The organism is Moritella sp. F3 (assembly GCF_015082335.1).
Taxonomy (GTDB): Bacteria; Pseudomonadota; Gammaproteobacteria; order Enterobacterales; family Moritellaceae; genus Moritella.
Window position 1 is genome coordinate 50549 of sequence record NZ_BLRL01000015.1, and the last position, 26956, is coordinate 77504.

A 26956-nucleotide genomic window follows, 5' to 3' on the forward strand; every position below is an offset into this window, starting at 1 on the left:
TTAGTATTTGTCTTGACGTAATTGTGGTGATGCTTCTTGCTCTTCTTGCTCAAAATGGTAACGACCAGTATGTAGCGAGCTTGGACCGATCTTCGCAAATTTAACCATTAGCCACATTTCAAGAATAAACATAACGATATAAACAAGGATGAACGCAATCATCGTCATAGCAACTGAGCTTGCTTCATGGTTCGACGTTGCCATAAAGGTAGGCAAAATCTCACTAATAGCCCAAGGTTGACGGCCTACTTCAGCAACAAACCAGCCAGTTTCAATTGCAATCCAAGGTAGTGGTAGTGCAAATAAGATCGCTTTAAGTAACCAGCGTTTATCTTGAATTTGTCGACGAGCGTTAAAGTAGAAGGCTAAAATAAATAGGCCTAACATGACGATACCACTACCAACCATGATGCGGAATGCCCAGAAAATGGGTGCTACAGGTGGAATTGAATCCTCAACCGCCATCTGGATCTGCTCTTCAGTCGCATCAATCACATCGTTGGTATAACGTTTTAATAATAAACCGTAACCTAGGTCATCTTTCACTTCGTTAAAGCGAGCGATGTTTTCAGGTGTTTCTTCACCACCACGTAGTTTCTGTAGGTAATCATAAGCAATCATACCGCCACGAATACGCACTTCATGTTCTTTTTTCAAGTCACTGATACCAGTCACTTGACCATCTAAAGAACGTGTCGCAATAAGACCTAGCGCATAAGGGATTTTAACAGCGTAGTCTGTTTCCATTGTTTCTTCATTTGGCAAGCCAATTAAAGTAAACGCTGCTGGTGCAGGTTCGGTATGGAATTCAGCTTCAATAGCAGCAAGTTTAACACGCTGTACTTCACCAACCTCATAACCTGATTCATCACCCAGTAGCAATACACAGAAGATGGCGGCAACACCGAAACCTGATGCAACAGAAAAAGAGCGCTTAGCAAATGCAACGTCACGACCTTTTAGCAAGTAATAACTACTGATACTCATCACAAACATCGCGCCAGCAACATAGCCTGCAGCAACGGTATGAATAAATTTAACTTGTGCAACAGGGTTGAAAACGAGTTCAGAAAAACTGACCATTTCCATGCGCATCGTTGCGTAGTTAAACTCACTACCGATAGGGTTTTGCATCCAGCCATTGGCAACTAAGATCCACATAGCAGATAGGTTAGTACCTAAAGCCATTAAGAATGTAGCCGCTAAATGTTGACGCTTACTCAGTCGATCCCAACCGAGTAAGAACATACCGACGAACGTTGACTCAAGGAAGAACGCCATCAAACCTTCGATCGCGAGTGGGGCGCCAAACACGTCACCAACATAATGCGAATAATAAGACCAGTTAGTACCGAACTCAAACTCCATGGTTAGACCGGTGGCGACACCGATGGCGAAGTTAATCGCAAACAACTTACCCCAGAATTTTGTCATGTCGCGATAGATAACACGCCCTGTCATCACGTATACCGCTTCCATGATAAACAGGATCCAAGTCATACCAATTGTTAAAGGTACAAATAGGAAGTGGAATAGAGCTGTGATGGCGAACTGCCAACGGGATAGCTCTACTAAAGTTTCATTAATCATTATTAGATTACTCCTAGAGATTAATTTGAATCAGAATTTTTTTTATTTGGAAATAATTGATCTTTAACAGACAACATTTTGGAAACGCCAGCGCCTAGCTTCATTAATTTACTCAGCTGTTCTGGATTAAGACGTTGTAATTCTGCCGCCCACTCGGTGACCATTTCAAGCAGATCGTGGATCTCTTGCATTTTGCTTTGCGCGTATTCGTCATTTGCATCTGTCGGCTTCTCTAACAGAGATGTACGTAACAAAGACAGTGTAGGATCAATTTCACGTTTGCGACGCTCTTTGAACACAGTATTTGCCATATCCCAGATACTCCCGATCGCGCTGTAATATTCTTTGCGATCGCCTGGTATATGGCTGACTTGAATCAACTGCCATGATTGCAGTTCTTTAATGCCCATACTAACGTTGCCACGGGAGATATTTAAACCACTCGCGAGATCGTTTGCGCAAACAGGTGCTTCTGTTATAACAAGCAGCGCATACATTTGACCAACGGTACGATTGAAGCCCCATCGACTACCCATTTCACCGAAGTGATAAACAAACGATTGGTTTTGTGCAGAGATATTCACATGTCACCTTACGAACTTTCAGAAATTTCTGAAAGTTTAAATCACTAACCGTAATTGATCAAGGTCAAATTGGGGTGAATTAGCTTGTGGAGTGTAAAGATTCGTTGATATATATCAAAACGCTATATAACTTGTTTGATTAGTCAAAGACTTGTTATAAAAACAGTTTAATGACACCCTGTATCTTCATCATATGGCGATTGTGATTGAGGTTAACTTAATATCCCAATAAAGTACTTTAAAATTAAGTTAATTTACATAAGGCTAAAATTTATTGATTTGGTTGAAAACCAACCGATTTGTTTTAAAAGCCAAGCATTGTATGTGTATCAATCGTCTGTTCATCAATTATGTAGAAAGGATTAATCATGCCAGTTGAGAAACAGCAAGGGAAACAGGAAGACAAAGGTAAGGATAGCTCTCAAAATGCATTTTTTAGTGCATGTGCCAATAAAATTTTAGATTTAACTGGTTGGTATTGTGAACCCATCCCAGCTAAATATAACAAAGCTGTTATTGCTTATGCGCCGCATACATCTAATTGGGACTTTCCATTATTGATAGGTGCTCGTTTTGCTAATAAAGTGAATGTGCAATGGGCTGGTAAATCGGAAATGTTTCGTTGGCCGTTTAAAAGCGCCCTTAAATTTTTAGGTGGTGTACCGATTGAGCGTTCAAAATCGACGAATATGGTGCAGAGTGTGGTTAATATATTTAATGAACGCGAAAGTTTTCTCTATGCTATGTCACCAGAAGGGACAAGGAAGTATCAAGACTTTTGGCGTTCAGGATTTTACTATATTGCCTTAGAAGCGAATGTGCCGATTATTTTGTATCAACTTGATTACAAGAACAAACGTGTGACGATAGGTGATGTTATTATGGTTACTGGTGATATAGAAAAAGATTTAGCAGCGATTGATATGGTCTTTAAAGATGTTGAACCGAAGTTCAAAGAGAAATATTGTTTAGCTAAATTCAAAAGTCAGTGAAATAAGGCTATTTGGTTAGCGTTTATTGAGTAAATAAAATAACTTTTTATCTGTATATTAAAAGTGCCAGTTAAAACTCAAGTCGGTAAATAACCTGAGTTTTAACTGGTTTAAGTCCTACTGATACAGCTAAGTAGGAGCAAATATATGTTTAGCACTTATTTGTGACGATTTTCAAGGCACTGTACAACTTCTGTTAGTGGCACGTCTTCTTTTTGTAGTAACACGAGTAGGTGATAAAGCAGATCTGAGCTTTCGTTAACTAACTCATCACGATCTTTGGCAACTGCCGCGAGTGCAACTTCAACACCTTCTTCACCGACTTTTTGTGCACAACGCTTAGTACCACGAGCAAATAAACTCGCGGTATAGCTTACTTCTGGATCGGCTGTCTTACGCTCTTCTAACACTTTATCCAGTTGTGCAATGAATGTAAGCGCTGGTTTGTTTTCAGTTACAAAGCAGCTATCTGTACCTAAATGACAAGTTGGGCCGCATGGTTTAGCTGTGATAAGTAATGAATCATTATCGCAGTCTTTCGTTATCTCTTGAACCAATAGATAGTTCTCTGAAGATTCACCTTTAGTCCATAGACGTTGCTTAGTACGGCTGAAGAAAGTAACTTTGCCGATTTCTAATGTTGTTTTTAAAGCTTCTTCATCCATATAACCTAGCATCAAGACTTCACCTGATACTGAGTCTTGAATGATTGCTGGCATTAAACCGTCTACTTTTTTCCAATCAAGTTGGCTAATTTGTTCGTTTGTTATCATGTTCTGATCTCCACATCTTGATCTCGTAGATATTCTTTTAATTCACCAATATTGATGATTTGTTTATGAAATACACTTGCGGCTAATGCGCCATCAACGTCTGCTTCTTTAAAAACTGTCGTAAAGTGTGCCATTTCACCTGCGCCACCTGACGCGATGAGTGGTACTTTACAAATTTTACGGGCTTTAGATAATTGCACTGTGTCGTAACCACCACGAACACCATCTTGATTCATCACATTGAGGACGATTTCACCGGCGCCACGCTTTTGAACTTCTTTAATCCATTCAAACGTTGTCCACTTGGTTACTTGTGTTCGGGTTGCGTCACCAGTGAATTGATAGACTTTATATTCCTCGGTGTCTTCATCGAAATAGCTATCGATGCCGATGACAATACATTGCACACCGAATTTAGCAGCAAGACGATTGATCAAACTTGGATCTGCTAGTGCAGGGGAGTTGATTGATACTTTATCTGCGCCAAACTCTAAAATACGGGCAGCGTCTTCTTCACTTTTAATACCGCCTGCAACGCAAAAGGGAATATCAATAACCTCTGCAACGCGGCTTACCCAGCTTTTATCAACAACGCGATCATCTGCACTCGCCGTTATATCATAAAATACTAATTCGTCAGCACCTTCTGCAGCGTAACGTTGGGCAAGGGGAACTATATCTCCGATCAATTCATGATTACGGAATTTAACCCCTTTGACGACCTTTCCATCTTTAACATCTAAACAAGGTATTATGCGCTTTGCTAACATATTACATCTCCAGGAAATTCTTGATTAATTGTGCACCCGCTTTACTTGAACGCTCGGGGTGGAATTGCACACCGTAGAAATTATCTCTATTCACAGCGGCGGTAAATGGCGCGCCGTGTGTGCAAGTGGCAATAGTGTCACTACCAACTGCGAGTGCGTAGCTATGCACAAAATAGAAATAACTGCCACTTGGAATATCCTTGAATAATGGATGATCTTGTTGCGGTTCAATCTGATTCCAACCCATGTGTGGTAAACGAACACCTTCACCTGGCATTGGATCGATACAGCCACCGATTAACCCCAGCGTTGCTACATTACCTTCTGCTGAAAATTCGGCAAGCAATTGCATGCCAAGACAAATACCCAGTACAGGTTGAGTCAGATTTTTTACGAGCTCGATGAGTTCACGTTCGGCTAAATTTTTCATTGCCTCTTGTGCGGTGCCTACACCAGGTAGAAACAGCTTATCCGCGTTGCGTAATACAGTCGCGTCACGACTAACTGTCACTGAATAACCAAGACGTTCAATAGCAAACTTGACCGACGAGAGGTTGGCACAACCAGTATCAATAATGACGACACAGCTATTCGTTTGCTCTTTGGTTGTGTATTTACTTGAGTCTGGCACCATTAAAGCACTCCTTTTGAACTTGGTAGCATATCGCCTTCGACTTTAATACATTGGCGAAGCGTACGGCCAAAGCTCTTGAATAAGCTTTCTACAAGGTGGTGCGTATTTTTACCTTCCGCTTTAAGGTGTACAGTTGCTGCCATGCCATCACTGAGTGAGCGGAAGAAGTGTGGTACCATTTCTGTTGCAAATTCACCAATGTGGTCACGTGGGAACTCTGCATTAAATTGCAGGTAAGCACGGCCAGAAAGATCAAGTGAACAAGATGCTTCACATTCATCCATCGGTAGTACAAAGCCAAAACGGCCAATACCACGTTTATCACCAAGCGCTTGGTTAATTGCATTGCCTAAGGCGAGTGCTGTATCTTCTACTGTGTGGTGATCATCAATGTGTAAGTCACCAGCCACACTCAAGTTTAGTCTAAAGCCGCCGTGTGTCGCGATTTGATCTAACATGTGGTCAAAGAAGCCCATGCCAGTATCAATACTACTACCGCCTTGGCTATCAAGGTCGATATCTACTTTTATGTCAGTTTCTTTGGTTGTACGCGTTACACTCGCAATACGATTGCCTTTAGCCAAAATCTTATCTTCAATCATTGGCCAATTTAAATCAGTGCGATTATAAAAGATGCCTTCAATACCCATGTTCTCGGCAAGCTGTATATCAGTAATACGATCGCCAATCACATACGAGTTAGAAAAATCAATACGGCCTGATTGAAGATACTCTTTAACCATACCTAGATGTGGTTTACGGCAACTGCAGTTGTCTTCAGTAAAGTGCGGGCAAAGCAGTACAGCTTCAAAGTTAACGCCTTGCGAAGCAAATAGCTCCATCATTGCGTTTTGGGGAATATCAAAATCACTTTGAGGATAGCTATCACTGCCAAGTCCATCTTGATTAGAAACGATGACCAGCTTGAAACCTGCAGCTTGTAACTTAAGTAATGCTGGGATCACTAAAGGCTCAAATTTCAGTTTCTCTAAAGTGTCGACTTGTTTATCGCTAATCGGTTCATCGATTAATGTACCATCACGATCAATAAATAAGAATTTTTCCTTGCTCACATCGGGCTCCTGCTTGTTTATTTTTATTCTTTTATGATTTCTGTAATTAAGAAAGTACAGACTTTAATGCGGACAAGGTGCTGTTCATTTCGGCCGCGTTGCCTAAGGTGATTCGAATACAGTTTTCTAATCGTGCTTTGGAACTAAAATCTCTTAATACAATACCTTGTTCACCTAATAAGCTAAACACTTTTTGGCTATTATTAAATTGTACCAAGACATAATTACCGGTTGCAGGGAATACTTTCTCGACACCGGCTAATTGATTTAACTCATCAATAAACGCACTACGCATACCGTTAAGTTGCGCAACGCGGTCTGTCATTATCTGTATTCCTGACGTAGTTAATGCTTGGCTAGCGATTTGCGCTACAGGTTCCGGTACCGGATAAGGCGGAATAACTTTTGATAGTAAATCGATGACTGTTTCACTGGCTAATGCAAAACCACAGCGTAATGACGCTAATGCAAATGCTTTTGATAGTGTTCTTAAGATCACTAAGTTATCGAAATCTTGTAGTAAAGACACTTGTGATGCCTCTGGACAAAATTCAATGTAAGCTTCGTCACAGACTATAATGGCTTTGTCTTTCGCAGCGTTCAATAAATCCGTTAAACGAGCTGAATCGAGTAGATTACCGGTCGGATTATTGGGTGCGCACAAAAATACAATCTTAACTGAATCTAATTGTGCCGCTATCGCATCGTAGTCAGGATCGAAATTAGCATCTAAATTTTGTTTGATGATATTAACACCGCAGGTTTCAGCGCTCACTTCATACATGCCGTAAGTCGGTGGGTTGATTAGAATACTATCAATACCGGGCTCACAGAATGTGCGGATCAGTAATTCGATAGCTTCATCGGCACCACGAGTGGTAATTACATTATCCGGGTTAACGCCTGCATAATCCGCGTAACCATTAATAACAGCTGTAGGCTGAAATTCCGGATAACGATTCAAACGGCTGCAATCTAAAGCATAGTGACCTGAATCTGGTGCTTCATTGGCATTTAGCCAAATGTCACCTGTACCGCCAATCCTACGTGCTGACTGATACGGCGTTAACTCTTGTACAGTCTTTCTGGCGAGTTTCGTTATCTGCTGGCTCATGCTGTTTCTCCCAAGCGTTCGATTCTGATTGTGACGGCACGTTTATGCGCGTCGAGTCCTTCTGCATCAGCCAGACAAGTGACCGTCTTCGCCAAGCTCTTGAGACCATCTTGAGATAACTCCTGAACAGTAAAGCGTTTAGTAAAATCAGCAAGCCCTAAACTTGAATAGGTTTTAGTGTAGCCATAGGTTGGTAGCACATGGTTAGTACCACTTGCATAATCACCGACAGATTCAGGAGACCAGGCCCCTAAAAAGATAGAACCAGCATGTTTCAATTTTGGTAGTAAACTACGTGCATTTTCTGTTTGCACAATTAAGTGCTCAGGTGCGTACAGGTTACTAATTGAAATTGACGTGTCTGTATCTGTAGTGATAATGATTAAACTTGATGCAATAGACTGTACGGCAATGTCTTGACGAGAAAGACAGGCCAATTGTTGCGATATTTGTTCAGAGACTTGAGCAGCAAGTTCACTTGATGATACAACCAAGATTGATTGTGAGTCTGGACCATGCTCTGCTTGTGATAATAAATCAGCAGCGATAAATCCGGCATCAGCCTGTGCATCAGCAATCACTAGAACTTCTGATGGACCGGCTGGCATATCAATTGCCGCGCCGTTTATATCAGTACTGACTTGGCGTTTTGCCTCGGTAACAAATGCATTACCTGGACCAAAAATCTTATCTACTTTAGCTATTGATTCAGACCCATACGCCATTGCTGCGATAGCTTGAGCACCACCAAGTTTGTAAATTTCGGTAACACCACACAACTGGGCAGCAAATAAAATCTCGTCTGCAATCGGTGGTGGTGTTGTTAGTACAATGCGTTCACAGTTAGCAATGTTAGCGGGTGTTGCAAGCATGAGTACAGTTGATGGTAGCGGTGCACTGCCACCCGGGATATATAAACCAACAGCATCAATTGCAACGGTATGCATTTCACATACAACACCTGGCATCGTTTCTACACGAATTGTATCTTGAACTTGTGCTTCGTGGAAAAGATGGATGTGTTGCTGCGCTTGCTTGATCGCTTGTTTAGTTTCATAATCTACTCGTTGACTTGCTGCTTCTATCTCTGCCGCTGTTACGCGTAAATTATCGACTTCAACTTTATCAAACTTTGCTGTGAGTGCTTTTAATGCGTTATCACCTTCATTTCTCACTTGCGCAATAATGTCGGTAACAATGCTACCAATTTTTGCTGAGTTTGATATTGCAGGGCGCATTAATAATGCGGATTGTTCTACCTGGCTTAGTTGATCCCATACTACTGTTTTCATGCTTGATCCTCCCTTAACATTGCTGCTGCATGCGTGCTACTAACCTAGCATTTTCTCAATTGGTAATACTAAAATTGAACTTGCGCCTAACTGTTTAAGTTCTTCCATCGTTTCCCAGAATAGTTTCTCTGTACTTACTAGGTGTACTGCAACCGTGTCTTCAGTTGATGCTAATGGTAATACCGTTGGGTTTTCAGCGCCAGGAAGTAGGGCAATGACAGTATCGAGTTGTGATTTAGGTGCGTGTAGCATGATGTATTTGCTTTCTTTTGCTTGCATTACACCTTGGGCACGAACCATTAAGCGGTCTACTAATGCTTGTTTATCTGCTGATAAAGCCGCTTTAGCTTGAATTAAAACCGCTTTAGAGTGGAAGATATCTTGTACTTCTTTAAGACCGTTTGCCTCAAGCGTTGCACCTGTAGATACAAGGTCACAAATTGCGTCCGCAATACCAGCACGTGGTGCAACTTCAACAGAACCATTAAGCATGACTGATTTAAAGTTAACACCTTGTTCATCTAAATAACGTTTTAGTAATTCAGGATATGACGTTGCAATACGTAAGCCTTCTAAAGAGTGGGGACCTTGGTAATCAAACTCTTCTGTTGCAGCAATTGATAAACGACAGCCACCAAACGTCATACGTTTAAGCAGTTTATATTCAGCTGGTTCACCCAGGCGTTGACGCTCTAGTTCTTTTTCTTCTAATTCGTTTTCGCCAATGAAACCAAGGTCAGCAACGCCATCCATGATTAAACCAGGGATGTCATCATCACGTACACGAAGTAGGTCAACTGGCATATTTTCACAGTGCGCGATCAAACGTTGTTCGCGCATGTTAATTTTAAGGCCCATTGCTTTAAGTAGGTTTTGAGATTCAGTGCTAAGACGGCCTGATTTTTGAATTGCGATTCTTAGTCTTGGTTGGTCATTTTTTGTGTCTAACATAGTCATCCTTAAACCTTGTCAAAATAATTGTCTATAAACGAAAAAACCCCCGAAAGTTCAATCTTCCGAGGGTTTTTCTAAATAAGTTCCGGAAGCTTGCATGCATACACCTCCAGTTAACAGCCTGAAAGCTAATCAAATATGATGATGGTGATGCACGTTTACTTTCAGATTGTTATTCATATGAGTTATCCAGTTAGTATGTTGTTACTAATAAGTGTGGTTGAGTTCACAATAGCAATCTAGGATAAAATTGCAATGCTTTTTTAACGATTATTTGTAACTATTGTTTATAAAGTGTTTATATTAAAACCATATGAAAATAATATTCAAACATTACAGTCATAAAACGTAGGGTGATTATTCATTTGAATAAGCAAGGTCGATGTCTTTGTTCATCTGTAATTTAAGGTTTTCAAGATTAACGTTTGCTTTAACAAAGTAGCTAGGAGAAAGTTCGATTGCGCGCTCAATAAAGTACTCGGCTTCACGATATCGACCTTCTAGTATCAGAAAGTAACCGATGTCATTATAAGCATGCTCGGTAGGCATAACTTGCTTTAATGTTTGCAATGCTTTGCTATACATACCTTTACGCGTGTAAACCAACCCTAAATTTAGCCAGGCGCGTTTAAATTTATTATCTATGTCAATCGCTTTCTTATATTGAATTTCGGCTTCAACAAAATTACCTGCTAAATAATAAGAGTAACCGATATTAGTGTAAACGGAGGGGGTTTGTTCAGATAAAGGGATCACAAGCTGTTGAGTTTCAATGGCTTGTTGGTGCTTTCCTTCTAGATCTTGTATCACAGCAAAAGCACTGTAAGCGGGCAAGGGCGAGTTGCTATCAAGAGATACGAACTTGTAATCGTTGTTCAGTGTATTTCCTAGTCTTAATTGGTCGGCTGTAATTGCCTTGATTAATAATTTAGTTGCTTGTTTTTTTTGTTTTTTCTCTAGATATAATATCCCCAGTTGTGCTTGAGCTAGGTGATGATTAGGTTCTTGTAATAGCAAATGTTTAAAAGCCGTTACAGCGAGTTCATCATGGCCTTGTTTTACTTCCAGCATGCCAATATTATAAAATATTTGTGTGTTAGATATTTTATTTACTTCAGCTGTGTCGTCTTCGTACTCTTGATCTAGTGATTTAATATACAGCACTATCGCCTTATCAAACTGCTGATTTTGCTCAGCATAGCGAGCATTTTTTATTAACGTTTCGCGTGATTCTGGGGGGATGTCAGCGAGTGATCGTAATTCTGGTTGCCCGCTTGTTGTCGTACAACCAGATAGCAATATGATCAGTATTAGGTACAGTTTAATCATTGTCATTATCCTTAATATTAAAATGCTTTATCCCAAACCTTTATTACATTTAGCACTGCCGGACCAATGGCGACGATAAAAAAAGACGGCCAAATACAGCACATCATAGGGAATATCATTTTCACACCTAATTTAGCGGCTTGCTCTTCAGCTCTTTGTAAGCGTTTTTCTCTGTATTCGTCAGCGTATACTCTGATAGTGGCTGCCACACCAGTACCTAACTTTAAGCTCTGTACTATGACCGAATTAAGCCCGCGAATATCTTCAAGACCTGTTCGGTTGCTGAACTCTTGAAGTGCTTGTTGTAATGTTAGGCCGTACCTTACTTTGCTACAGACAAGGCCAAGTTCAAAAGAAAGATTAGGGTGGGAAAGTTGTAACTCTCTGCTTACTCTTTGAAATGATTCAAGTAAACCAAGGCCTGCTTCACAACATACGACAAGTAAATCAAGTGCGTCAGGAAAGTATTTACGTAAATCATTCATTCGACGGGTTGCAAGTTTAGATAAAATTATACCTGGCAATAAATAAGAGATACTTAGAGCAGCAAAAATAATGAATACAGCGACCTTATTAGACAAGTTTGGTATCTGCCTCACACTAAAAATCGCAATTGTTAACCCGACTAATAAAGCGAATAATTTTATGGCATTATAAATCTTCAATGCACTTTGGGAGTGAAACCCTGCATGAATGAGTAGCTCTTTTGTAGATGAGTCTCCCTGGTAGCGTTTATTAATAAATGGGATAGAATCAAGTTTCTTCATTGTATGCTCTAGTGATGATTCATATCCTTTACTCACGTCTACTGAGGAGGACGGTGTGTTAGATAGTTTGTTAAGTTGTGCTCTAACAGGTGAGTACAGACCGGAAAATAAATAAGAGAGGGCAACCGCTAACGTAATACCTGTTATGCCTGCAACTAAATAAATACCCCATTCAATCATATCTGGGTTAGATGTAATTGATGCAATTATTATTTGGATTTGTTCCATTGTTTAGACCTCTATCTTAATAAGTCGGCTTATCCACCAGATCCCTATAAACATACCAATCCCACCCCATTTTAATAAATTTAGACCTTCTGGAGTGCCCATTAATACGTTGGCATAATCTGGAGATATGACATATAAACCAGCAAAAAGAATGAAAGGAGTCAGTGAGAGGATCCAGCCTGAAAGTCGTCCCTCTGCAGATAATGTTTTAACGCGTCTTTGGAAAGTAAAGCGCTGGCGAATGATTTTAGACAGGTTTTCTATATTTTCAGCTAAATTACCACCCGTTTCTTTTTGTATTGATACGGCACTAGAGAAAGCCATCGCGGATGTAGTTGGCACGCGTTTAACAAAAGAGAGCAAGGCGGTGTGAATATCATTACCATAATTAATACGGTTGAACATTATTCTAAATTCATTAGATAAATCACCATCCGTTTCTTCAAATACCAACTTCAATGAATCACTAAAAGCGTAACCTGCCTGTAACCCACGTTTTAAGACATCTAACGCTTCAGGAAATTCACGTTCGATGTTTTCCATACGTTTATTGATGTTTCTATTGATAATCATATGCATGATACACAGAGTGAAAATAATGGAAAATATGGACACAACAATATCGAGAGTGATAAACCATATTGAAGCAGCTACAATGCAGCAAGATGCTAGGGTTATCAATAAGTACTGATAACCCAACAAGTTAGAACCCGACAATTCCATTTTGTAGCTTAGGTTATTTATCCAAGGTCGAGATTCAAGCCATTGTAAAAAAGGGGGTAATGTCTCAATCTTTTTATTGAGTAGAATTTCAGCGGCAATATCATTATTTTCATTTGCTAAAGAGTTTAAGTGTTTACGAATGTTTTTGGCACTTGCGCGTTGTGGATTATAGACAGAGATAAATAAGCTTTGGAATAAAAGAACAACAGTCCCAAATACTAATAATAAAAATAACAGTTGATTATTCATAGACCCTCACCTAAAACCCATTATTTGCCAAGTCAGATGTGAATACACTTTGTGGAATTTCAATTCCTTTGGACTTTAAGTCTCGAATAAATGTAGGGACAACACCTGTCGCGATAAATTTACCTCGGATTGAACCATCTTCAGATTTACCTTCACGCCTAAAACAGAATATTTCTGACATGGTAATCATATCGCCTTCCATACCTGTTACTTCTTGAATACTGGTCACTCGTCGTTTCCCATCTTCTTGGCGTTGCAGTTGCACCACGACATCTATTGCTGAAGATATTTGAGTTCGGATATTTTTGATCGGCATATCAAAGCCTGCCATGCATACCATATTTTCTAATCGTCCGAGTCCATCTCGTGGGGTATTTGCATGCAAAGTAGTCATGGACCCTTCATGACCGGTATTCATCGCTGCTAACATATCAATGGCTTCACTGCCGCGGATTTCACCGATGACAATTCGGTCTGGGCGCATACGCAAGCAGTTCTTCACTAAATCGCGCTGATTGACTTCACCCGTGCCTTCTATGTTCGCGGGTCTTGTTTCTAGCCTTACAGTGTGTGGCTGTTGTAATTGAAGCTCTGCGGAATCTTCAATCGTGATGATCCTTTCATCATTAGGAATAAAGCCTGAAAGAATATTCAATAGTGTTGTTTTACCGCTACCTGTACCACCAGAAATGAGGATGTTAAGTTTACCTACAACAGCTGCATTGATTAAATCAGCCATGCTTTGACTAATAGAATCGTATTCAATGAGTTGTTCTACTTGTAATTTATCAACGGTAAATCGACGAATTGACAGCGCTGGGCCATCTAAAGCAAGTGGGGGTATGATTGCATTAATTCGGCTGCCATCTTTTAGTCGGGCATCAACCATAGGTGATGATTCATCAATTCGTCTTCCTACGCCAGATACAATGCGGTCAATGATACTGAGTAAATGCTTATCGTCATGAAATTGAACAGCGACTTGTTCTAGTTTACCGTTACGCTCAACAAATATACGGTCATAGCTGTTTACCAAGATATCGGCAATACTTGGATCTTCGAGTAGTGTTTCTAATGGGCCTAAACCAAGTATTTCATCTGTAATTAATTTAATTAAAATGTTTCTAATATTTAAATTTATAGGTCTAGTTTGTTTATTTAAAAATAAAAAACAGGACTCTTCAATTTTTTTCTTTGCTACATCGTGATCTAACGTTTCGAGTACCGATAAGTCAAGTTGAGTGAGGAGTTGGCTGAAGATTTCTTGCTTAGTTTCCATATCAATACTTGTGAGCATTGAAAAAGGGTCATTATGATTGTTGCTGACAAATTCCATTATTGTCTCCTAAATATTTTAGAAAGTATTGATTGCTCTTTATCTGGAAGATTGAGCGGGAACAACTCTCTTATTATGTTTGATATTTCAGTTTTAATTACTTTGTGGTTGGCGACTTTTAAAAGAGGTGATCCTGAATTTATCCCTTCATTTGCTAACTCATAGTTATTGCTTACAATAAATACACTGTCGACATCGAGAACGTTTTTAATATCATTGATTGAAATATTGTTATTTTTGCTTGAAAATCGGTTAACGATAATGTGCAGTTTGTTAGTTGGGATCCCGAGGTTCATTGTTAATTGCTGTATGAGCATCTTCGTTTCACGCAGACTGAGAATATTCTGTTGCACAGTGATGATGATGTTGTCTGATAGGTTAATTATCGGTATTGCGTATGGCTCAAGGCCTCGAGATAAATCAATTAATACTAAATCATGATTTAACTTTATTTTCCATATAAGTTGAGGAAGTTGGTCTAGGGCACCTATATTCGAATTTAATAAGGTGAAAGGCTTACTGGGCAGTAAGCCTAGATTTCCTCGTTTTGACATTATAGCGTTAATCGCAGTGTTATCTAATTGCTCTAATTCGGATAGTGCATCAGTGATAAAGTAATTAGGCTCGAAATTAAACGTATCAGCGAGTGTTCCGTAGTTTAGATCAGCATCTATGACCGCTATCTCTTCAGTACTTAAATTAGCACTGAGCTCAGCTAGGCAACTGGTAATAAAGCTTGCCCCTGAGCCAGGTTTACCATTTATGATTGTAAATACAGGTGCAATTTTACTTGTTTTTATCAGCTCATTTGCTGTTTTTAATAAAGATAAGTAGAGTTCTTTTTCGACATCTGCAATCGAAATTATGTCCTCTACATTGTAATTAATAGCTACCCTAACCAGATCGTTTTTAATCTTATCCGCCAGTATGATAAATTTTATATCATGATTTGAAATTGTCTCAATCATTAATTTAGTTATATTATCATCTACGGCCACTAATATTATTAGATTGAAATTGTTTAAATTGTCAGGTAACGATGCTGAATACGTGACATCGAAGTTAGATATTAGAGCACAATAATTTTTTAGTTCAGGTTCAATGCTTGTATTATTACAAACGATTAATACGCTTAAAGGGTAAGGTAATATCATTGGCTGAAATGTGACCTGATCATGACAAGGTAATGTTTTATCAAATCCAAGGATGTTATTTGAACTTGGCTTGTTCATGTTAGATTCCTTTTTAAAATATAAACTACAACTTAGGTGAGTTAATTAAGTTAAGTTTAAACAGGACTACATTGAGTCAATCCGAATCTTGTAACTCCAAGGCTTTCTCGGGGTAATGTGGTTGAAAAAGTGGGAGAGCTTAATGTAAAGGATAGACCTGGAATTAATAATTGATGCTGATAATTAATTATATTTGCTCTTACATAACGAATGGTACTGAAAGTTGTTACGGGTAGACCTGTTACGCCAAGATATTCAACTTGTATATTTTCTGCAGTTAAGTTTGTTATAAGCGGGTTATTATTAAATAGTGCTGCATTCATCATGTCCGTATGAGAGGCAATATTAGCTTGGTCTAAATCACACACGACAGCTAATCTAGCGCTTCGCCTAGTGACTTCAGTGAGCACATTCCAAGTGAAAAATAAGCGCGCTACTTCTAAAACTGCAAATAGTAATAGAAAAAATAAACTGCCGACTATCGCGAATTCAACAGCATATATACCACGTTGAGTGCTAAATTTCTTATGTTGGGCATATTGTTTGGTATTCATAAAGCCCTCATTGTATAAGTTGAAATTAATGGGAAACTTAAATCAATATCGTTGCCAAACCCAAATGTTGAAAGCGAAGTTGCAAAGATCGGCTGCCAAGGATAGGAGACATTGAGTGTAACGAAGTCTCCGCTTGTTGTAATTGTTATAACACTGGCTGATAAGTTAGGTAATAGCTCTGTCGTTGAGGTTAGATCACCATAAGTAATGAGTTTTTCGATATCAGCTTCAACCTCAGGTGAGACAGACACAATCCCAGTAGCGAGCCTCGCATTGGTCATTAAATAACGATTGGCGTTTCGGATAGTGTTATTTAGGGCTGTGTATTGATACAGTAAGCGCCCAAATTCTGCCGTCGCAAAAATGAAGAGTAATAAAAAAGGCACGATGATGGTGAACTCAACGGTAGCTAGCCCGGTTTGTTGCTTTTTATGTTTGATGAGCGTTTTCATAGTGCACCTTTACGAGTCTGTGCTGCCATTAACATGATATAAAACGTATTTGAATAAACCGTCCTCATCAACAGGGTCTCCTGAGGGGGCTCCTTCTGCGGCACAATTTTCGATAAATTCACCGACTACATATGACCCTGGTCCGGTATGCTCTGTTGTTTGAGTCAAGAAAAAGCAGGCGACCCCTAAATAATCTAAATCGTTCTGGCCGTTTGTTTCCCCCGTGCAACTGCCAATGACGACATTTAGTACTCTTCTATCTGTGAGAGCGGGACTGCTATCGTTTATAGATCCTCCCATGCCAGTAGCTGGACTATGACAAAAGCTGTTGTTTTCACTATAAGTTTCATAGCTATAGCGTTTGTCCAAAGCATCGGTCTCGAGGCCTGTACCTGCGACGTCTAATTCAATATGAGGTCCTTCGCAGGTATCAACATCTCTAGGGTGGTCATCTTCATTGAGTTGATTTCCATTGGGCCATTGGCCCATTCGTGTATTTAGTCCGTCAGATACTGGACCTACTTTATTGCCTGGTTCTGTTGGAACTGAGCCATTATTTTCACCTAAAGAAAAGCAAGACTCACCGTCGACTTCTCCAGCCAATGCTTTTTTTATATCATTAGCACCACTGGCGCCATCTAAACGAATGAGTTGGAAATTACCCGGACCAATAGGAGATGAACCTGTAGACCCCATCTTCATTACATGCAAGTCACCTTGGGTGAATCCGTAATTAGCATCGGCTGGATCGTCTGCGCATACAACTAATGGCACGAGGTCATCAAAGCAGTCCTCGAGGTGTGTACTTGGACCTGCCATGGCTGTTGCCGATATTTCCTTGTTAAAGCTTACCGCTTGGGCTAAAAAGTTGTTAAGTACCACTTGAGATAAAGTCACCATGACATATTTAGCGTCTGAACTTGTACTTGAAACAAATGGATCTGGTCGTAATGAAAATTCAACTTGAAGCTGATTCGTAATCGAATTACTTGTTATATTGATGTTCCCGTTACTGATATCAATCTCAGTGAGTAGTTCATGTTGGTCTGAATGCGCTAAATTAAGCCTGAGTATGTCTACTACGGCGAGTCTCGCTTCATCTTGGGTTGCGCTATCTCCAACTTCTTTCGCTGCATGTAGAGCCGCGCTATCAACAAGGTTTTGTATCTTACCTTTGTTTAATAACATATGACCCCCATCAAGCACTAACGCGGCCAAAATTACTAATGCAAATAAACTAACCGTGAACATGATTAATATATTGCCATGTTGCTTATAACGATTATTGAAATGTCGATTAGCTATCATATTCACACCTATTCCGCCTGTTCTATGTCACGAGCTGTCTTAGCGTCATACGTAGTTTGGTGGTAGCTCTTAATGATATTTTCGCCATAAATACCAGATATACCATTCACAATGCCGTCATTTGAAACAGGGGCTTGTGGATCTAATATCTGAAGTTCTTTAATGTGCAATGTCGATGCAGATAATTGATAGTCAGGTATCTGGTTACACGCGACAAATAATGGTGTTAATAAAAGTATAAGGCTAATGTGTTTCATGCTATTTCCTTAATTTAACTGATGACCATACTGTTCTTCTGTACCACCTGTATTCGGTGTGATAGCTGAACTATTGGAGTCATCTTTTTCATTCGGAGATGTGCTATTTTTAGCGCTTTCTTGATCGGTCATTTTCCCAAGTAAGTAGAATTCCATGTCAGATACAGGAACAAAACCATCGGTAGGCAAAGGCACACCTTCTTTATTAAACGGACGTACTAACCTTGGTGTAACCATGATGACTAGCTCCGTTTGGCCACTAATATATTCATGACTACTAAACAATTGGCCAAGAATTGGGATGTCGCCTAAACCAGGTACTTTAGATACCGAGTCTCTCAAGTTGTCACTGAGTAATCCGCCAATTGCGATTGACTGACCATCAGCAAGTTCAATGGTAGTTTCTGCTGAACGTTTAACTAAGGAAGGAACTATAATTGTCGCAGACGACCCAATTGGTGAGACACCTAAACTATTGACGTTACTAATTTCACTTACAAGCACTTTCAAGCTAAGGTTAATTTTTCCAGAGTCAAGAATAGTAGGGACGAAGCTTACTCCGACACCGAAATCTCTATACTCAATCGTAGTACCATCTTCACTTGGTACTGGAATTGGGAATTCACCACCAGATAAAAACTCCGCCTTTTGACCACTTAATGCCGTGATATTAGGTTCTGCTAATATTTTTGCTAGACCGTTACTTTTAGCAATATCCAAGGTGAAGTTAAATAGCATATCACCAGTTAAATAGCTGGCGAATATACCGGAATCTATAGAAGGAAAGATAGCTGAATTACCTGAGATTGCGCCGCCTGTGAAGTCCGAGCCGGTAAATGCTAATAAAGTATTTGCGTCTAAATTACGTGCTACTTCGGTGCTGACTTCTGCAACGGTTACTTCAAGCATGACTTGTTGTCCACCGCCAATCGATATCATATTAATAACAACACTTTTGTTTTTAGTTGTGGTTGCTGCTGTGGCATACCCCTGTGCGAGCTTAATTGCGGTATTCATTTTTGATAATGAAGTAGACTGGCCACTCACGAGTAGTTGTCCTTGGGATGTCTGCACACCTATTTCTTCATTAGGTAAAAATTGATGTAAGCGTTTTCTTAGGCTGTTTAGATCATGCGTGACTTCTAAATTCATTACCTCAACTAAATTGTCCTTTTCATCCCAAATCATGACGTTAGTTGTACCAAGTTGTTTGCCGACAATGTACAGCTCGCTACTACGCAGTATTAATATATCTGCTATAGCGGGGTTACCAACAGAAACACGATGTATTGGTTGTTTCATGTTTAAATTTTTAGATTTGAAAATAGGAATTTTAACACTATCATCATCTAACGCAGTTGGTCCGCCTGCAAAAGAGGTGCTTGTAGAGAGACAAAATACTAGAAATAATGAAAGACACTTTAACCGTTTACAATATAAATTTATAACTTGAAGAAATACCATCATATTCGTCACCTATCTAGGGCTTATCATTAGATCTTAAGTTGAACGGACTCTTGCGCCGTTCCACGGATGATTTCAACTTTTCGATTATTCGATTGCTTACTACGTACTCGAAGGGGTTGTATTTTTTTTATTGGTTTAATGACTGTATCGATAGGTTGTGTGGCTAACTCGGGATCGCTACTGTTGTTGGTGTTTACTGCAGTATGATTATCGATTGGATTGCGGAGTGCTAATTGTAAACTGCCTTGGCTTTTTGCTGTTAGCAGTGACTCAGCCTGTTCTAAGCCAACTTCGACGGTAACTGCTCTGACTAATTGTGGTGTATTTTCACTTTGTGCCGCACGTTGATCAATCGCTAAAATCTTGATATTTGCGAGAACAACTTCAGTCGTGATTTTACCGTTACTTTCCATCGTGCTGAGAATATCGACTCTGTTACCAGGTAAGAGAAACCCTGCTACACCGACAACGTCATTTACACGAATGGTGATAGCACGCATATTGGCAGTAATTAAACTGGCTAATGTACTGCCTTCACCTTTGACAAATAAGCGTTCTTTGCGAATCAGGTCACCTCTGTATATTGGATCTTTCGCGATCATACCGAATATATCTTCTGGGTTTTCAATGGTACTTTCAGTTGAGAGTGACTTAGGAAGTGCCTTGAGTATGATGTGCTTTGAATCAATTTGTGTTCCTATGCTTAAATCCATTGTTGCAATTGCGACATAGACTTCATTTTCTGCTGCTTCCGGTTTATTAATTTCTAACCAGTTACGTGCAACCATTATTGCACCAATACCAAATACGGCAGATAACAAGATAGAGAGTAGTGTTTTTTTATTCATTTGGTACCTACCTATCTGATAGATTAGTGGATTTAACTAACAAAATAATGTTTCCAAGCCGTATCGATCAATTGGTTATCAACTTCAGGATCAAGTTCGTTAAACTTGATTTGATCGCTGACAATACTCAATAAATCACTGGGAAAGCAGGGCAGGAACGGCTTCTTTGTTACCAAGTGATGGGTATTAATCAGATAATTGAATGTTTCAGTTGTACAGGATAATTTGAGGTCAGCGCAAACGTTAAACCACAACGTTTGATAATTACTTAGTGTAAGTGGGTTGAACTCAATTTTATAACCAAGACGACGTAAGAAGGCCTCATCAACAAGGGCTGCTGGTTCTAAATTGGTTGAGAATAATAATATAAGCTCAAATGGTATTTCAAAATGGACGCCGTTAGGTAAAAACAAAAAGTCTCTGCGTTCTTCTAATGGAATAATCCATCGGTTGAATAATTCCACTGGCGTAATCTTTTGCCTGCCAAGATCATCGAGCAATAAGATGCCGTTATTGGCTTTCATCTGCAAAGGGGCTTTGTAGGTTTTACTCGTCGGGTCGAAATTTACTTCTAGCATTGATTCTGTCAGTTCACCGCCAGTTACCAGTAAGGGACGATGACATAAATACCAACGCGGGTCATGGCCTTGATCTAGATTAAACAGCGTTTCTGAATCCTCGCTCGATGTACAGTCAGCAAGGTCGTGTACTTGAGGGTCATAAACTTGAATTATGTTATTGTTTATTTCAATCGCCGATGGTATTAGCACATCATCCTTAAATAATTTATTTAAATTACGACAGAGGTAGCTTTTACCTACACCTGGTTTGCCATATATCAATATCGGTTTTGTTGAGTTTAATGCTGGACCTATTGCGCTGGTTAATTCCTCAGAAAACATTAAATCTTTAAATGTTGCGTTCATACGTTGTTTTGTTATTTGGGTATGTCTACTGGTTTGCTGGGTGACAACACTAACGTATTGTATTAATGGTACAGGTGCAGGCCCTACATAGCCGTTATGAGAAAATGCTAATTCAGCTTCTTTTTCACCAATGCCAGATAATGCATAACGCATTTGACCATTGCTGGCACTTTGCTTGTTTTCTATCCAAGATAAATCTTTAGCTATATCCATTAACGATTGTACTATCCCACCACTCAATGCTAATGCGGCCGACAAATCTCTAATCGTGGCTATATTCAATTCTTGTATATGTTTTATTAACAACTGGATAAGCAGTTGGGTCGAAAGACCTGTCTCCTCAATTGTCGTTGGACGTCGAGCTAATTTATCAGGAGTGAGTGATAATAAGTTGGCACACTCTATCGAGGTTGAAATATTTTGGTTATTGTTCGTATCTGCGGATATTGCGGTCATGGCAATGCCTATGTGATTTAAACAGATGAGTCGTTTTTATACAAAAGAGTTTAGTAAGCGATTAATGCTGGGGTCTAAATAGCAGGCGAGTAACCAACCGAGCATTAACGCCGGTGCATAAGGTACTTGCACCGCACCCATATCACCTGGTTCGGGTTTAAAATATGTACGGGTGTAAATGCAATCTGTATAACGAGATATAGCTAGCTTAACACCATTAAACCCAACGGTTTTTATTGCGATTAATATACTTGTAAAGACGCCAAAAACTATCGCATATGCAATGGACCAAATAATGATGAGTGGGCCTGAAAGGGCGCCTATAGCGATCATTATTTTGACATCGCCAGCACCAAGAAGGCGGAAGGCGAAGGCTGGAAGTAAAACAACAAGTGCTAACGCTGCGCCTGATAATGATTGACCCAATCCGAATAGACCATTAAATGTAGTGTTGATTATTAACCCTAACAATAACGTTATTAGACATAACTTGTTAGGAATACGTTGATAACGTAGGTCAAAATATAAGGCAATACTTAGCATTATAATTGATGCTGTAACATTTATTAACAACGTATTATCGTCCATAATATCACCACGGTTGAGTATCATGTGTTGGTGTGCTTACACTTCCTAAGGAACAACAACTGTAGGCGTTCCACCTATTGCAGTGGTTAACGAGTCAAGTCGATCTGAAGCCGCACCACCTAAATCAGTGAAAGCAGTTACAAGGGCACCAACAACTAAACCACCAGCTACAGCATACTCAACCGCAGTTAGACCACTTTCGTCTTCGATAAAATCTTGGATAAACATTGATAATTTATTCATTTTTAGTACTCCAATAAATTGCTTTAAATACACAAATATAGATTAATACATTGATTTTATTAGTTTTACTTCTTAATGCTCCTTGCTTTAGAAGCATATACATAAAAGTAGAGCACTATCTGATTATTGGCTATTTTTTATTGTATTAATTTGTTAAATATGTATCAACTTGTTAAATATATATCAACTTGTTAATTCTTTGTTGGTTTGCTAAGCGTGTATTGGGTGTTATGGGCGTCTTTTTTGTAGAGGTCGTTGCGAAAGTTGATTCTCCCTAAGTGGTCAACCCATGTTGTTTGATAAGTGATAAAGACGGGCAGTGTTCTAGCAAGCCTTACGTGTGTAGTTTCAGATTTATTGTTATCGTGATTGATAAGTAAGCTAGTGAGTAAATTGTTTGGTTCTTGCAGGCGAATACAGCCATGGCTAAGCGCTCTATTGTATCGATTAAACAAGTGCTTAGTGGGTGTGTCATGTAAGAAGATAGCGTTGTTATTTTTAATATTAAACCGCACCTTGCCTAAAGCGTTATTATTGCCAGCTCGTTGAACTAAGCGGTATTGTCCTAACATATCTTGCAAGTTCACAGGTATCTCTTGGTACACTGTATTAGCACCATAACCCTTGGCTAAGTGGAAATTAAGATTTTTTAGCGCAGTGCTATTCTTGCTGTGCAAAGGTAAGAGCTCGTTATTGATTATGTTACGCGTAGGTGTCCATGTGGGATTGAGGGTGACGGAATTGACCTCTGTGATCATGACTGGCGTTTGGTTACTCGGTTTGCCAACAATGACTTTCATTTTCAAAACAGACTTACCCTTATCTACGAGCATTAAATCAAATCCGGGTATATTGACCATAATGTACTTACTTGGCGGAGTTCGCGGTAAAGAAAGCCAACGCCATAAGTTAACTTGGAGCTTGTTGATACGCGTTGCTATGCTTTGGTTTAATGCATCCGTTGTGTGTATATCAAGTTTCCCGGACGGCTTTAACCCATGACGGCGCTGAAAATGCTTTATACCGTTCATGATGCTCTGATCAAATATGTTTAACCTATGCTTTGATGTCGAACCTGTTTTCAAGTCATTCAATGTAACTAACTTATGTCTGAGTATCCTAACTTCTCTATGCGCTTGGCCTAGCCGTGGGTTAAATGTATCCGTGAGCGGCGGCCAGTCAATATCCTTGATGTGTCTGTATTTGTTAATCGCCTGCCTTAAACGTATCACCGCGTTAAATTGTGGCATTGCTGAGTCAATATAGGCTGGCAGCGTATCGTTTTTAATCGCGGCTTTAAAATCAGCGGGGTTATTTGCTACCGAACTTAATTGATTCCCCTGTGATTGCGAGGCTATGTAATACAACTCAAGGCTAAGTGCTTTGTCTGTTGCTTCCATGTTACTCAATTCATGGCGAGTGAGCTTAGGGTGTTCTCTAATGCCTAGGTCAGCTAATAAACTTAATAATGTAAGGCCTGATAGATTAATTCGATGCGCATCAAAAAATAATAACTTACCTTTATTGATACTTTGTAGCTCTGTGTATATATGTTGATCTGGCAGGGGGGAAGAAATCGTCTTTATTGGTTTGATACTGTTTGAATTGCTTGCATAAGTGTTTTTATGGAAAGAGATAACAATTAATGTAATGGCCAGTGTGTTGAATATTAATTTCGTTCGTGAATGTCGCTCATTACGCATCAGTCTATCCTTAGATTACTTTTTAAATAGGACTAAATATTAGTTAATCTTTTAAGTGTAGATGTGAATCTATTTTAGGAGGGGAGGGATTACGTTAACAATTTTAAAATGATGGGAAGTGAACTTGCTGGTGATTAAGTCATCATGAATTAAACGAGAGTTAATTAAGTCAGTCGGAGTTGAATAGGAGTTACTTAAGTGATTGCAAGTTTGTAAGTGAGGCTTCATCTGGGAGAGAATGCCTCTCTACTTACAGAGTAATATTATGTGATCTATTACTCGCGCTCTAATAATAATAGTTTGTTGTCTACATCAGCCCAATCGTCTGCATCTGCTGGTGGCTCACATTTTTCGGTGATAACTGGCCATTGTTCTGCGAGTTCTGCATTAATTGCGATAAACACTTGTTGATCTTCTGGTACTTCATCTTCCTGAAATATCGCATTAACAGGGCATTCTGGTTCGCAAAGTCCACAATCAATACATTCTATTGGATTAATAACTAAGAAGTTTGGTCCTTCATGAAAGGCGTCTGCTGGGCATACTGGAACACAATCACCATGTTTACATTTAATACAATTTTCGGTTACGACAAAAGCCATGATGCTTGATCCTCACATTTCAAAGTGGAGGCATTATACGTAAGCAGGCTTTAAAAGCAATTAACATCCCATTTAGAACCTAAAACAGGCATGAAAACAACCTAGATTCAAATAATAAAATGCATATTTCTTCATAATAACGTAAAATGCCCGCCCTAAGATTTTAGTTTACTAGCTAGTGCGCCAACTGCGTGATGCCTTTTCATATTTGGATAATTTTCTATGTTACGTTTAACCGATGTAAAACTTCCGTTAGATCATAATGATCAAGCAATTAATGAATATATTTTAGAGAGATTGTCACTTAAACCTGAACAATTAATTGAATATACTGTTTTCCGTCGTGGTTATGATGCACGTAAACGTAATGTAATTATCCTAATGTATACATTAGACGTTACATTGGCTGATAGTGTAAATGAAGACGCATTACTTGCTACATTTGAAAAAGATCAGCATGTTCGTGTAACACCTGATATGTCATATAAATTCGTTGCTGAGAAAACGGAAGAGATAGAACAGCGTCCTGTTGTTATTGGCTTTGGTCCTTGTGGTCTATTTACTGCATTAATCCTAGCGCAAATGGGTTTACGTCCAATTGTACTTGAACGTGGTAAAGAAGTGCGTGAAAGAACTAAGGATACCTTTGGATTTTGGCGTAAACGCGTATTAAATCCAGAATCAAACGTTCAATTTGGTGAAGGTGGTGCGGGTACATTCTCAGATGGTAAACTTTATAGCCAAGTGAAAGATCCAAAATTCCATGCTCGTAAAATTCTAACTGAATTTGTTAAAGCTGGCGCACCTGAAGAGATCATGTATTTAAGTAAACCACATATTGGTACATTTAAATTGGTGACTATGATCGAAACAATGCGTAAAGAGATTATTGAACTTGGCGGTGAAATTCGTTTTAGTGCGCGTGTTGATGATATTCTTATCGAAAACGATCAAGTCACGGGTGTAGAACTTGCTGGTGGCGAAATCATTGAAACAAATCATGTTTCTTTAGCGATTGGTCATAGTGCTCGTGATACATTTGAAATGCTGCAAAAACGTGGTGTTTACCTAGAAGCGAAACCTTTCTCAATCGGTTTCCGTATTGAACACAAGCAAGCTGCAATTGACGATGCGCGTTTTGGTAAAAATGCAGGCAACCCATTACTTGGCGCTGCAGATTACAAATTAGTTCATCATTGTAAGAATGGTCGTTCAGTATATAGCTTCTGTATGTGTCCTGGCGGAACCGTTGTTGCAGCGACATCTGAAGAAGGTTGTCTGGTAACAAACGGCATGAGCCAATACTCACGTAACGAAATGAATGCAAACAGCGCTATTGTTGTGGGTATTACACCCGAAGATTACCCAGGTAACCCATTAGCAGGTATCGATCTACAACGTAAATGGGAACAAAACGCGTTCGTTATCGGAGGTAGTAATTACGATGCACCGGGACAAACGGTTGGTGATTTCCTTTCTGGTAAAGGTGAGGGTGAATTTGGTGATGTTGTTCCATCATACAAGCCAGGGCTTAAATTTACAGACTTGAGTAAAACACTACCACCATTTGCTGTAGCTGCTATTCGTGAAGCGATCCCTGCTTTTGAAAAGAAAATTAAAGGTTTCTCTGCGAAAGATGCAACATTAACAGGTGTTGAAACACGTACATCATCACCAGTAAGTATTAAACGTGGTCGTGACTTCCAAAGTATCAGCACTAAGGGTCTATTCCCTGCTGGTGAAGGTGCTGGTTATGCTGGTGGCATTTTATCTGCTGGTATTGACGGTATCAAGGTTGCTGAAGCAATGGCGCTTTCTATGCTGGTAAAAGAAGACTAATTACGATTGACGATTGATTGTGAATCGTGAATACAAAAAAGGAGAGTCTACTTTTTAATAGTAAGTAGCTCTC

At 39.4% G+C, this 26956-nt stretch carries 27 protein-coding genes and 1 other annotated feature; of the genes, 2 read left to right on the forward strand and 25 right to left on the reverse strand.

Annotation, left to right across the window (positions count from 1 at the left end; all coding sequences use genetic code 11):
* Both JFU56_RS19070 and JFU56_RS19075 read right to left on the reverse strand, forming a co-directional pair.
* Window positions 1-1590, reverse strand: coding sequence for a cytochrome ubiquinol oxidase subunit I (locus JFU56_RS19070; protein ID WP_198438844.1), 1590 nt, complete (start codon window positions 1588-1590; stop codon window positions 1-3).
* Between the two features lie 20 nt (window positions 1591-1610).
* Window positions 1611-2174, reverse strand: coding sequence for a GbsR/MarR family transcriptional regulator (locus tag JFU56_RS19075; protein ID WP_198438845.1), 564 nt, complete (start codon window positions 2172-2174; stop codon window positions 1611-1613).
* A gap of 368 nt (window positions 2175-2542) precedes the next feature.
* Here JFU56_RS19075 and JFU56_RS19080 point away from each other — a divergent pair, with 368 nt between their 5' ends.
* Window positions 2543-3166, forward strand: a complete 624-nt coding sequence (locus JFU56_RS19080) for a lysophospholipid acyltransferase family protein (RefSeq protein WP_198438846.1) — start codon at window positions 2543-2545, stop codon at window positions 3164-3166.
* A gap of 158 nt (window positions 3167-3324) precedes the next feature.
* Here the strand turns inward: JFU56_RS19080 and hisIE are convergent, their stop codons facing one another.
* The 23 genes from hisIE to fdxA all read right to left on the reverse strand — a co-directional run bounded on the left by hisIE (window position 3325) and on the right by fdxA (window position 25044).
* On the reverse strand, window positions 3325-3939 hold the full coding sequence (gene hisIE / locus JFU56_RS19085) for a bifunctional phosphoribosyl-AMP cyclohydrolase/phosphoribosyl-ATP diphosphatase HisIE (protein ID WP_198438847.1): 615 nt from the start codon (window positions 3937-3939) through the stop codon (window positions 3325-3327).
* Window positions 3936-4709 carry an imidazole glycerol phosphate synthase subunit HisF gene (gene hisF, locus JFU56_RS19090; protein ID WP_198438848.1) on the reverse strand — a complete coding sequence of 258 codons (774 nt, stop codon included), beginning with the start codon at window positions 4707-4709 and terminating at the stop codon, window positions 3936-3938. The genes hisIE and hisF overlap by 4 nt, the downstream gene beginning before the upstream one ends.
* 1 nt (window position 4710) lies before the next feature.
* Window positions 4711-5343 carry an imidazole glycerol phosphate synthase subunit HisH gene (gene hisH, locus JFU56_RS19095; RefSeq protein WP_198438849.1) on the reverse strand — a complete coding sequence of 211 codons (633 nt, stop codon included), beginning with the start codon at window positions 5341-5343 and terminating at the stop codon, window positions 4711-4713.
* Entirely contained in the window at window positions 5343-6416 is a 1074-nt protein-coding gene (gene hisB, locus JFU56_RS19100) for a bifunctional histidinol-phosphatase/imidazoleglycerol-phosphate dehydratase HisB (protein WP_198438850.1), read from the reverse strand. Before hisB ends, hisH begins: the two co-directional genes overlap by 1 nt.
* 46 nt (window positions 6417-6462) lie before the next feature.
* A complete protein-coding gene (gene hisC, locus JFU56_RS19105; RefSeq protein WP_198438851.1) occupies window positions 6463-7530 on the reverse strand; it encodes a histidinol-phosphate transaminase in 1068 nt (355 codons plus the stop codon).
* Entirely contained in the window at window positions 7527-8822 is a 1296-nt protein-coding gene (hisD, locus tag JFU56_RS19110) for a histidinol dehydrogenase (RefSeq protein WP_198438852.1), read from the reverse strand. Before hisD ends, hisC begins: the two co-directional genes overlap by 4 nt.
* A 39-nt stretch (window positions 8823-8861) precedes the next feature.
* Complete coding sequence (gene hisG / locus JFU56_RS19115; RefSeq protein ID WP_198438853.1) at window positions 8862-9773, reverse strand: ATP phosphoribosyltransferase; 912 nt, start codon at window positions 9771-9773, stop codon at window positions 8862-8864.
* Window positions 9774-9810: 37 nt separating this feature from the next.
* Window positions 9811-9930 (reverse strand) — a sequence feature (His leader region).
* Between the two features lie 203 nt (window positions 9931-10133).
* Window positions 10134-11105, reverse strand: coding sequence for a lipopolysaccharide assembly protein LapB (locus JFU56_RS19120; protein WP_242066030.1), 972 nt, complete (start codon window positions 11103-11105; stop codon window positions 10134-10136).
* Window positions 11106-11122: 17 nt separating this feature from the next.
* Window positions 11123-12100: a type II secretion system F family protein gene (locus JFU56_RS19125; RefSeq protein WP_198438855.1), complete on the reverse strand. Its 978-nt coding sequence runs from the start codon at window positions 12098-12100 to the stop codon at window positions 11123-11125.
* A 3-nt stretch (window positions 12101-12103) separates the two neighbouring features.
* Window positions 12104-13072, reverse strand: coding sequence for a type II secretion system F family protein (locus tag JFU56_RS19130; RefSeq protein WP_198438856.1), 969 nt, complete (start codon window positions 13070-13072; stop codon window positions 12104-12106).
* A 10-nt stretch (window positions 13073-13082) separates the two neighbouring features.
* Window positions 13083-14408, reverse strand: coding sequence for a CpaF family protein (locus JFU56_RS19135; protein ID WP_198438857.1), 1326 nt, complete (start codon window positions 14406-14408; stop codon window positions 13083-13085).
* On the reverse strand, window positions 14408-15640 hold the full coding sequence (locus tag JFU56_RS19140; protein ID WP_198438858.1) for an AAA family ATPase: 1233 nt from the start codon (window positions 15638-15640) through the stop codon (window positions 14408-14410). Before JFU56_RS19140 ends, JFU56_RS19135 begins: the two co-directional genes overlap by 1 nt.
* Before the next feature lie 56 nt (window positions 15641-15696).
* Entirely contained in the window at window positions 15697-16194 is a 498-nt protein-coding gene (locus JFU56_RS19145) for a TadE/TadG family type IV pilus assembly protein (RefSeq protein ID WP_198438859.1), read from the reverse strand.
* Complete coding sequence (locus tag JFU56_RS19150) at window positions 16191-16646, reverse strand: TadE/TadG family type IV pilus assembly protein (RefSeq protein WP_198438860.1); 456 nt, start codon at window positions 16644-16646, stop codon at window positions 16191-16193. Before JFU56_RS19150 ends, JFU56_RS19145 begins: the two co-directional genes overlap by 4 nt.
* 9 nt (window positions 16647-16655) lie before the next feature.
* Window positions 16656-17954 carry a TadE/TadG family type IV pilus assembly protein gene (locus JFU56_RS19155; protein WP_198438861.1) on the reverse strand — a complete coding sequence of 433 codons (1299 nt, stop codon included), beginning with the start codon at window positions 17952-17954 and terminating at the stop codon, window positions 16656-16658.
* Window positions 17955-17962: 8 nt separating this feature from the next.
* Window positions 17963-18211 (reverse strand): hypothetical protein, encoded by a 249-nt coding sequence (locus JFU56_RS19160; RefSeq protein WP_198438862.1) that lies wholly within the window; start codon window positions 18209-18211, stop codon window positions 17963-17965.
* Window positions 18212-18220: 9 nt separating this feature from the next.
* Window positions 18221-19678 carry a type II and III secretion system protein family protein gene (locus tag JFU56_RS19165; protein WP_306341625.1) on the reverse strand — a complete coding sequence of 486 codons (1458 nt, stop codon included), beginning with the start codon at window positions 19676-19678 and terminating at the stop codon, window positions 18221-18223.
* Between the two features lie 26 nt (window positions 19679-19704).
* Window positions 19705-20526 (reverse strand): Flp pilus assembly protein CpaB, encoded by an 822-nt coding sequence (gene cpaB / locus JFU56_RS19170; RefSeq protein ID WP_198438863.1) that lies wholly within the window; start codon window positions 20524-20526, stop codon window positions 19705-19707.
* Between the two features lie 32 nt (window positions 20527-20558).
* Complete coding sequence (locus JFU56_RS19175; RefSeq protein WP_242066032.1) at window positions 20559-21908, reverse strand: AAA family ATPase; 1350 nt, start codon at window positions 21906-21908, stop codon at window positions 20559-20561.
* A 36-nt stretch (window positions 21909-21944) separates the two neighbouring features.
* Window positions 21945-22496, reverse strand: coding sequence for a prepilin peptidase (locus JFU56_RS19180; RefSeq protein ID WP_198438864.1), 552 nt, complete (start codon window positions 22494-22496; stop codon window positions 21945-21947).
* A 45-nt stretch (window positions 22497-22541) separates the two neighbouring features.
* Complete coding sequence (locus JFU56_RS19185; protein WP_198438865.1) at window positions 22542-22739, reverse strand: Flp family type IVb pilin; 198 nt, start codon at window positions 22737-22739, stop codon at window positions 22542-22544.
* A gap of 191 nt (window positions 22740-22930) precedes the next feature.
* Entirely contained in the window at window positions 22931-24442 is a 1512-nt protein-coding gene (locus JFU56_RS19190; RefSeq protein WP_198438866.1) for a L,D-transpeptidase family protein, read from the reverse strand.
* A 275-nt stretch (window positions 24443-24717) separates the two neighbouring features.
* On the reverse strand, window positions 24718-25044 hold the full coding sequence (gene fdxA, locus JFU56_RS19195; protein WP_198438867.1) for a ferredoxin FdxA: 327 nt from the start codon (window positions 25042-25044) through the stop codon (window positions 24718-24720).
* Window positions 25045-25266: 222 nt separating this feature from the next.
* On the opposite strand from fdxA, the gene JFU56_RS19200 reads away from it, so the two are divergent.
* Window positions 25267-26883: an NAD(P)/FAD-dependent oxidoreductase gene (locus JFU56_RS19200; protein WP_198438868.1), complete on the forward strand. Its 1617-nt coding sequence runs from the start codon at window positions 25267-25269 to the stop codon at window positions 26881-26883.
* Window positions 26884-26956: the final 73 nt, after the last annotated feature.

Excerpts from the sequence above, each read along its gene's own strand:
- JFU56_RS19070 (WP_198438844.1), bottom strand. The coding sequence starts at position 1,590 with ATGATTAATGAAACTTTAGTAGAGCTATCCCGTTGGCAGTTCGCCATC.
- JFU56_RS19080 (WP_198438846.1), top strand. The coding sequence starts at position 2,543 with ATGCCAGTTGAGAAACAGCAAGGGAAACAGGAAGACAAAGGTAAGGAT.
- hisIE (WP_198438847.1), bottom strand. The coding sequence starts at position 3,939 with ATGATAACAAACGAACAAATTAGCCAACTTGATTGGAAAAAAGTAGAC.
- hisF (WP_198438848.1), bottom strand. The coding sequence starts at position 4,709 with ATGTTAGCAAAGCGCATAATACCTTGTTTAGATGTTAAAGATGGAAAG.
- hisH (WP_198438849.1), bottom strand. The coding sequence starts at position 5,343 with ATGGTGCCAGACTCAAGTAAATACACAACCAAAGAGCAAACGAATAGC.
- hisC (WP_198438851.1), bottom strand. The coding sequence starts at position 7,530 with ATGAGCCAGCAGATAACGAAACTCGCCAGAAAGACTGTACAAGAGTTA.
- hisD (WP_198438852.1), bottom strand. The coding sequence starts at position 8,822 with ATGAAAACAGTAGTATGGGATCAACTAAGCCAGGTAGAACAATCCGCA.
- hisG (WP_198438853.1), bottom strand. The coding sequence starts at position 9,773 with ATGTTAGACACAAAAAATGACCAACCAAGACTAAGAATCGCAATTCAA.
- JFU56_RS19120 (WP_242066030.1), bottom strand. The coding sequence starts at position 11,105 with ATGATTAAACTGTACCTAATACTGATCATATTGCTATCTGGTTGTACG.
- JFU56_RS19125 (WP_198438855.1), bottom strand. The coding sequence starts at position 12,100 with ATGGAACAAATCCAAATAATAATTGCATCAATTACATCTAACCCAGAT.
- JFU56_RS19130 (WP_198438856.1), bottom strand. The coding sequence starts at position 13,072 with ATGAATAATCAACTGTTATTTTTATTATTAGTATTTGGGACTGTTGTT.
- JFU56_RS19135 (WP_198438857.1), bottom strand. The coding sequence starts at position 14,408 with ATGGAATTTGTCAGCAACAATCATAATGACCCTTTTTCAATGCTCACA.
- JFU56_RS19140 (WP_198438858.1), bottom strand. The coding sequence starts at position 15,640 with ATGAACAAGCCAAGTTCAAATAACATCCTTGGATTTGATAAAACATTA.
- JFU56_RS19145 (WP_198438859.1), bottom strand. The coding sequence starts at position 16,194 with ATGAATACCAAACAATATGCCCAACATAAGAAATTTAGCACTCAACGT.
- JFU56_RS19150 (WP_198438860.1), bottom strand. The coding sequence starts at position 16,646 with ATGAAAACGCTCATCAAACATAAAAAGCAACAAACCGGGCTAGCTACC.
- JFU56_RS19155 (WP_198438861.1), bottom strand. The coding sequence starts at position 17,954 with ATGATAGCTAATCGACATTTCAATAATCGTTATAAGCAACATGGCAAT.
- JFU56_RS19160 (WP_198438862.1), bottom strand. The coding sequence starts at position 18,211 with ATGAAACACATTAGCCTTATACTTTTATTAACACCATTATTTGTCGCG.
- JFU56_RS19165 (WP_306341625.1), bottom strand. The coding sequence starts at position 19,678 with ATGATGGTATTTCTTCAAGTTATAAATTTATATTGTAAACGGTTAAAG.
- cpaB (WP_198438863.1), bottom strand. The coding sequence starts at position 20,526 with ATGAATAAAAAAACACTACTCTCTATCTTGTTATCTGCCGTATTTGGT.
- JFU56_RS19175 (WP_242066032.1), bottom strand. The coding sequence starts at position 21,908 with ATGACCGCAATATCCGCAGATACGAACAATAACCAAAATATTTCAACC.
- JFU56_RS19180 (WP_198438864.1), bottom strand. The coding sequence starts at position 22,496 with ATGGACGATAATACGTTGTTAATAAATGTTACAGCATCAATTATAATG.
- JFU56_RS19185 (WP_198438865.1), bottom strand. The coding sequence starts at position 22,739 with ATGAATAAATTATCAATGTTTATCCAAGATTTTATCGAAGACGAAAGT.
- JFU56_RS19190 (WP_198438866.1), bottom strand. The coding sequence starts at position 24,442 with ATGCGTAATGAGCGACATTCACGAACGAAATTAATATTCAACACACTG.
- fdxA (WP_198438867.1), bottom strand. The coding sequence starts at position 25,044 with ATGGCTTTTGTCGTAACCGAAAATTGTATTAAATGTAAACATGGTGAT.
- JFU56_RS19200 (WP_198438868.1), top strand. The coding sequence starts at position 25,267 with ATGTTACGTTTAACCGATGTAAAACTTCCGTTAGATCATAATGATCAA.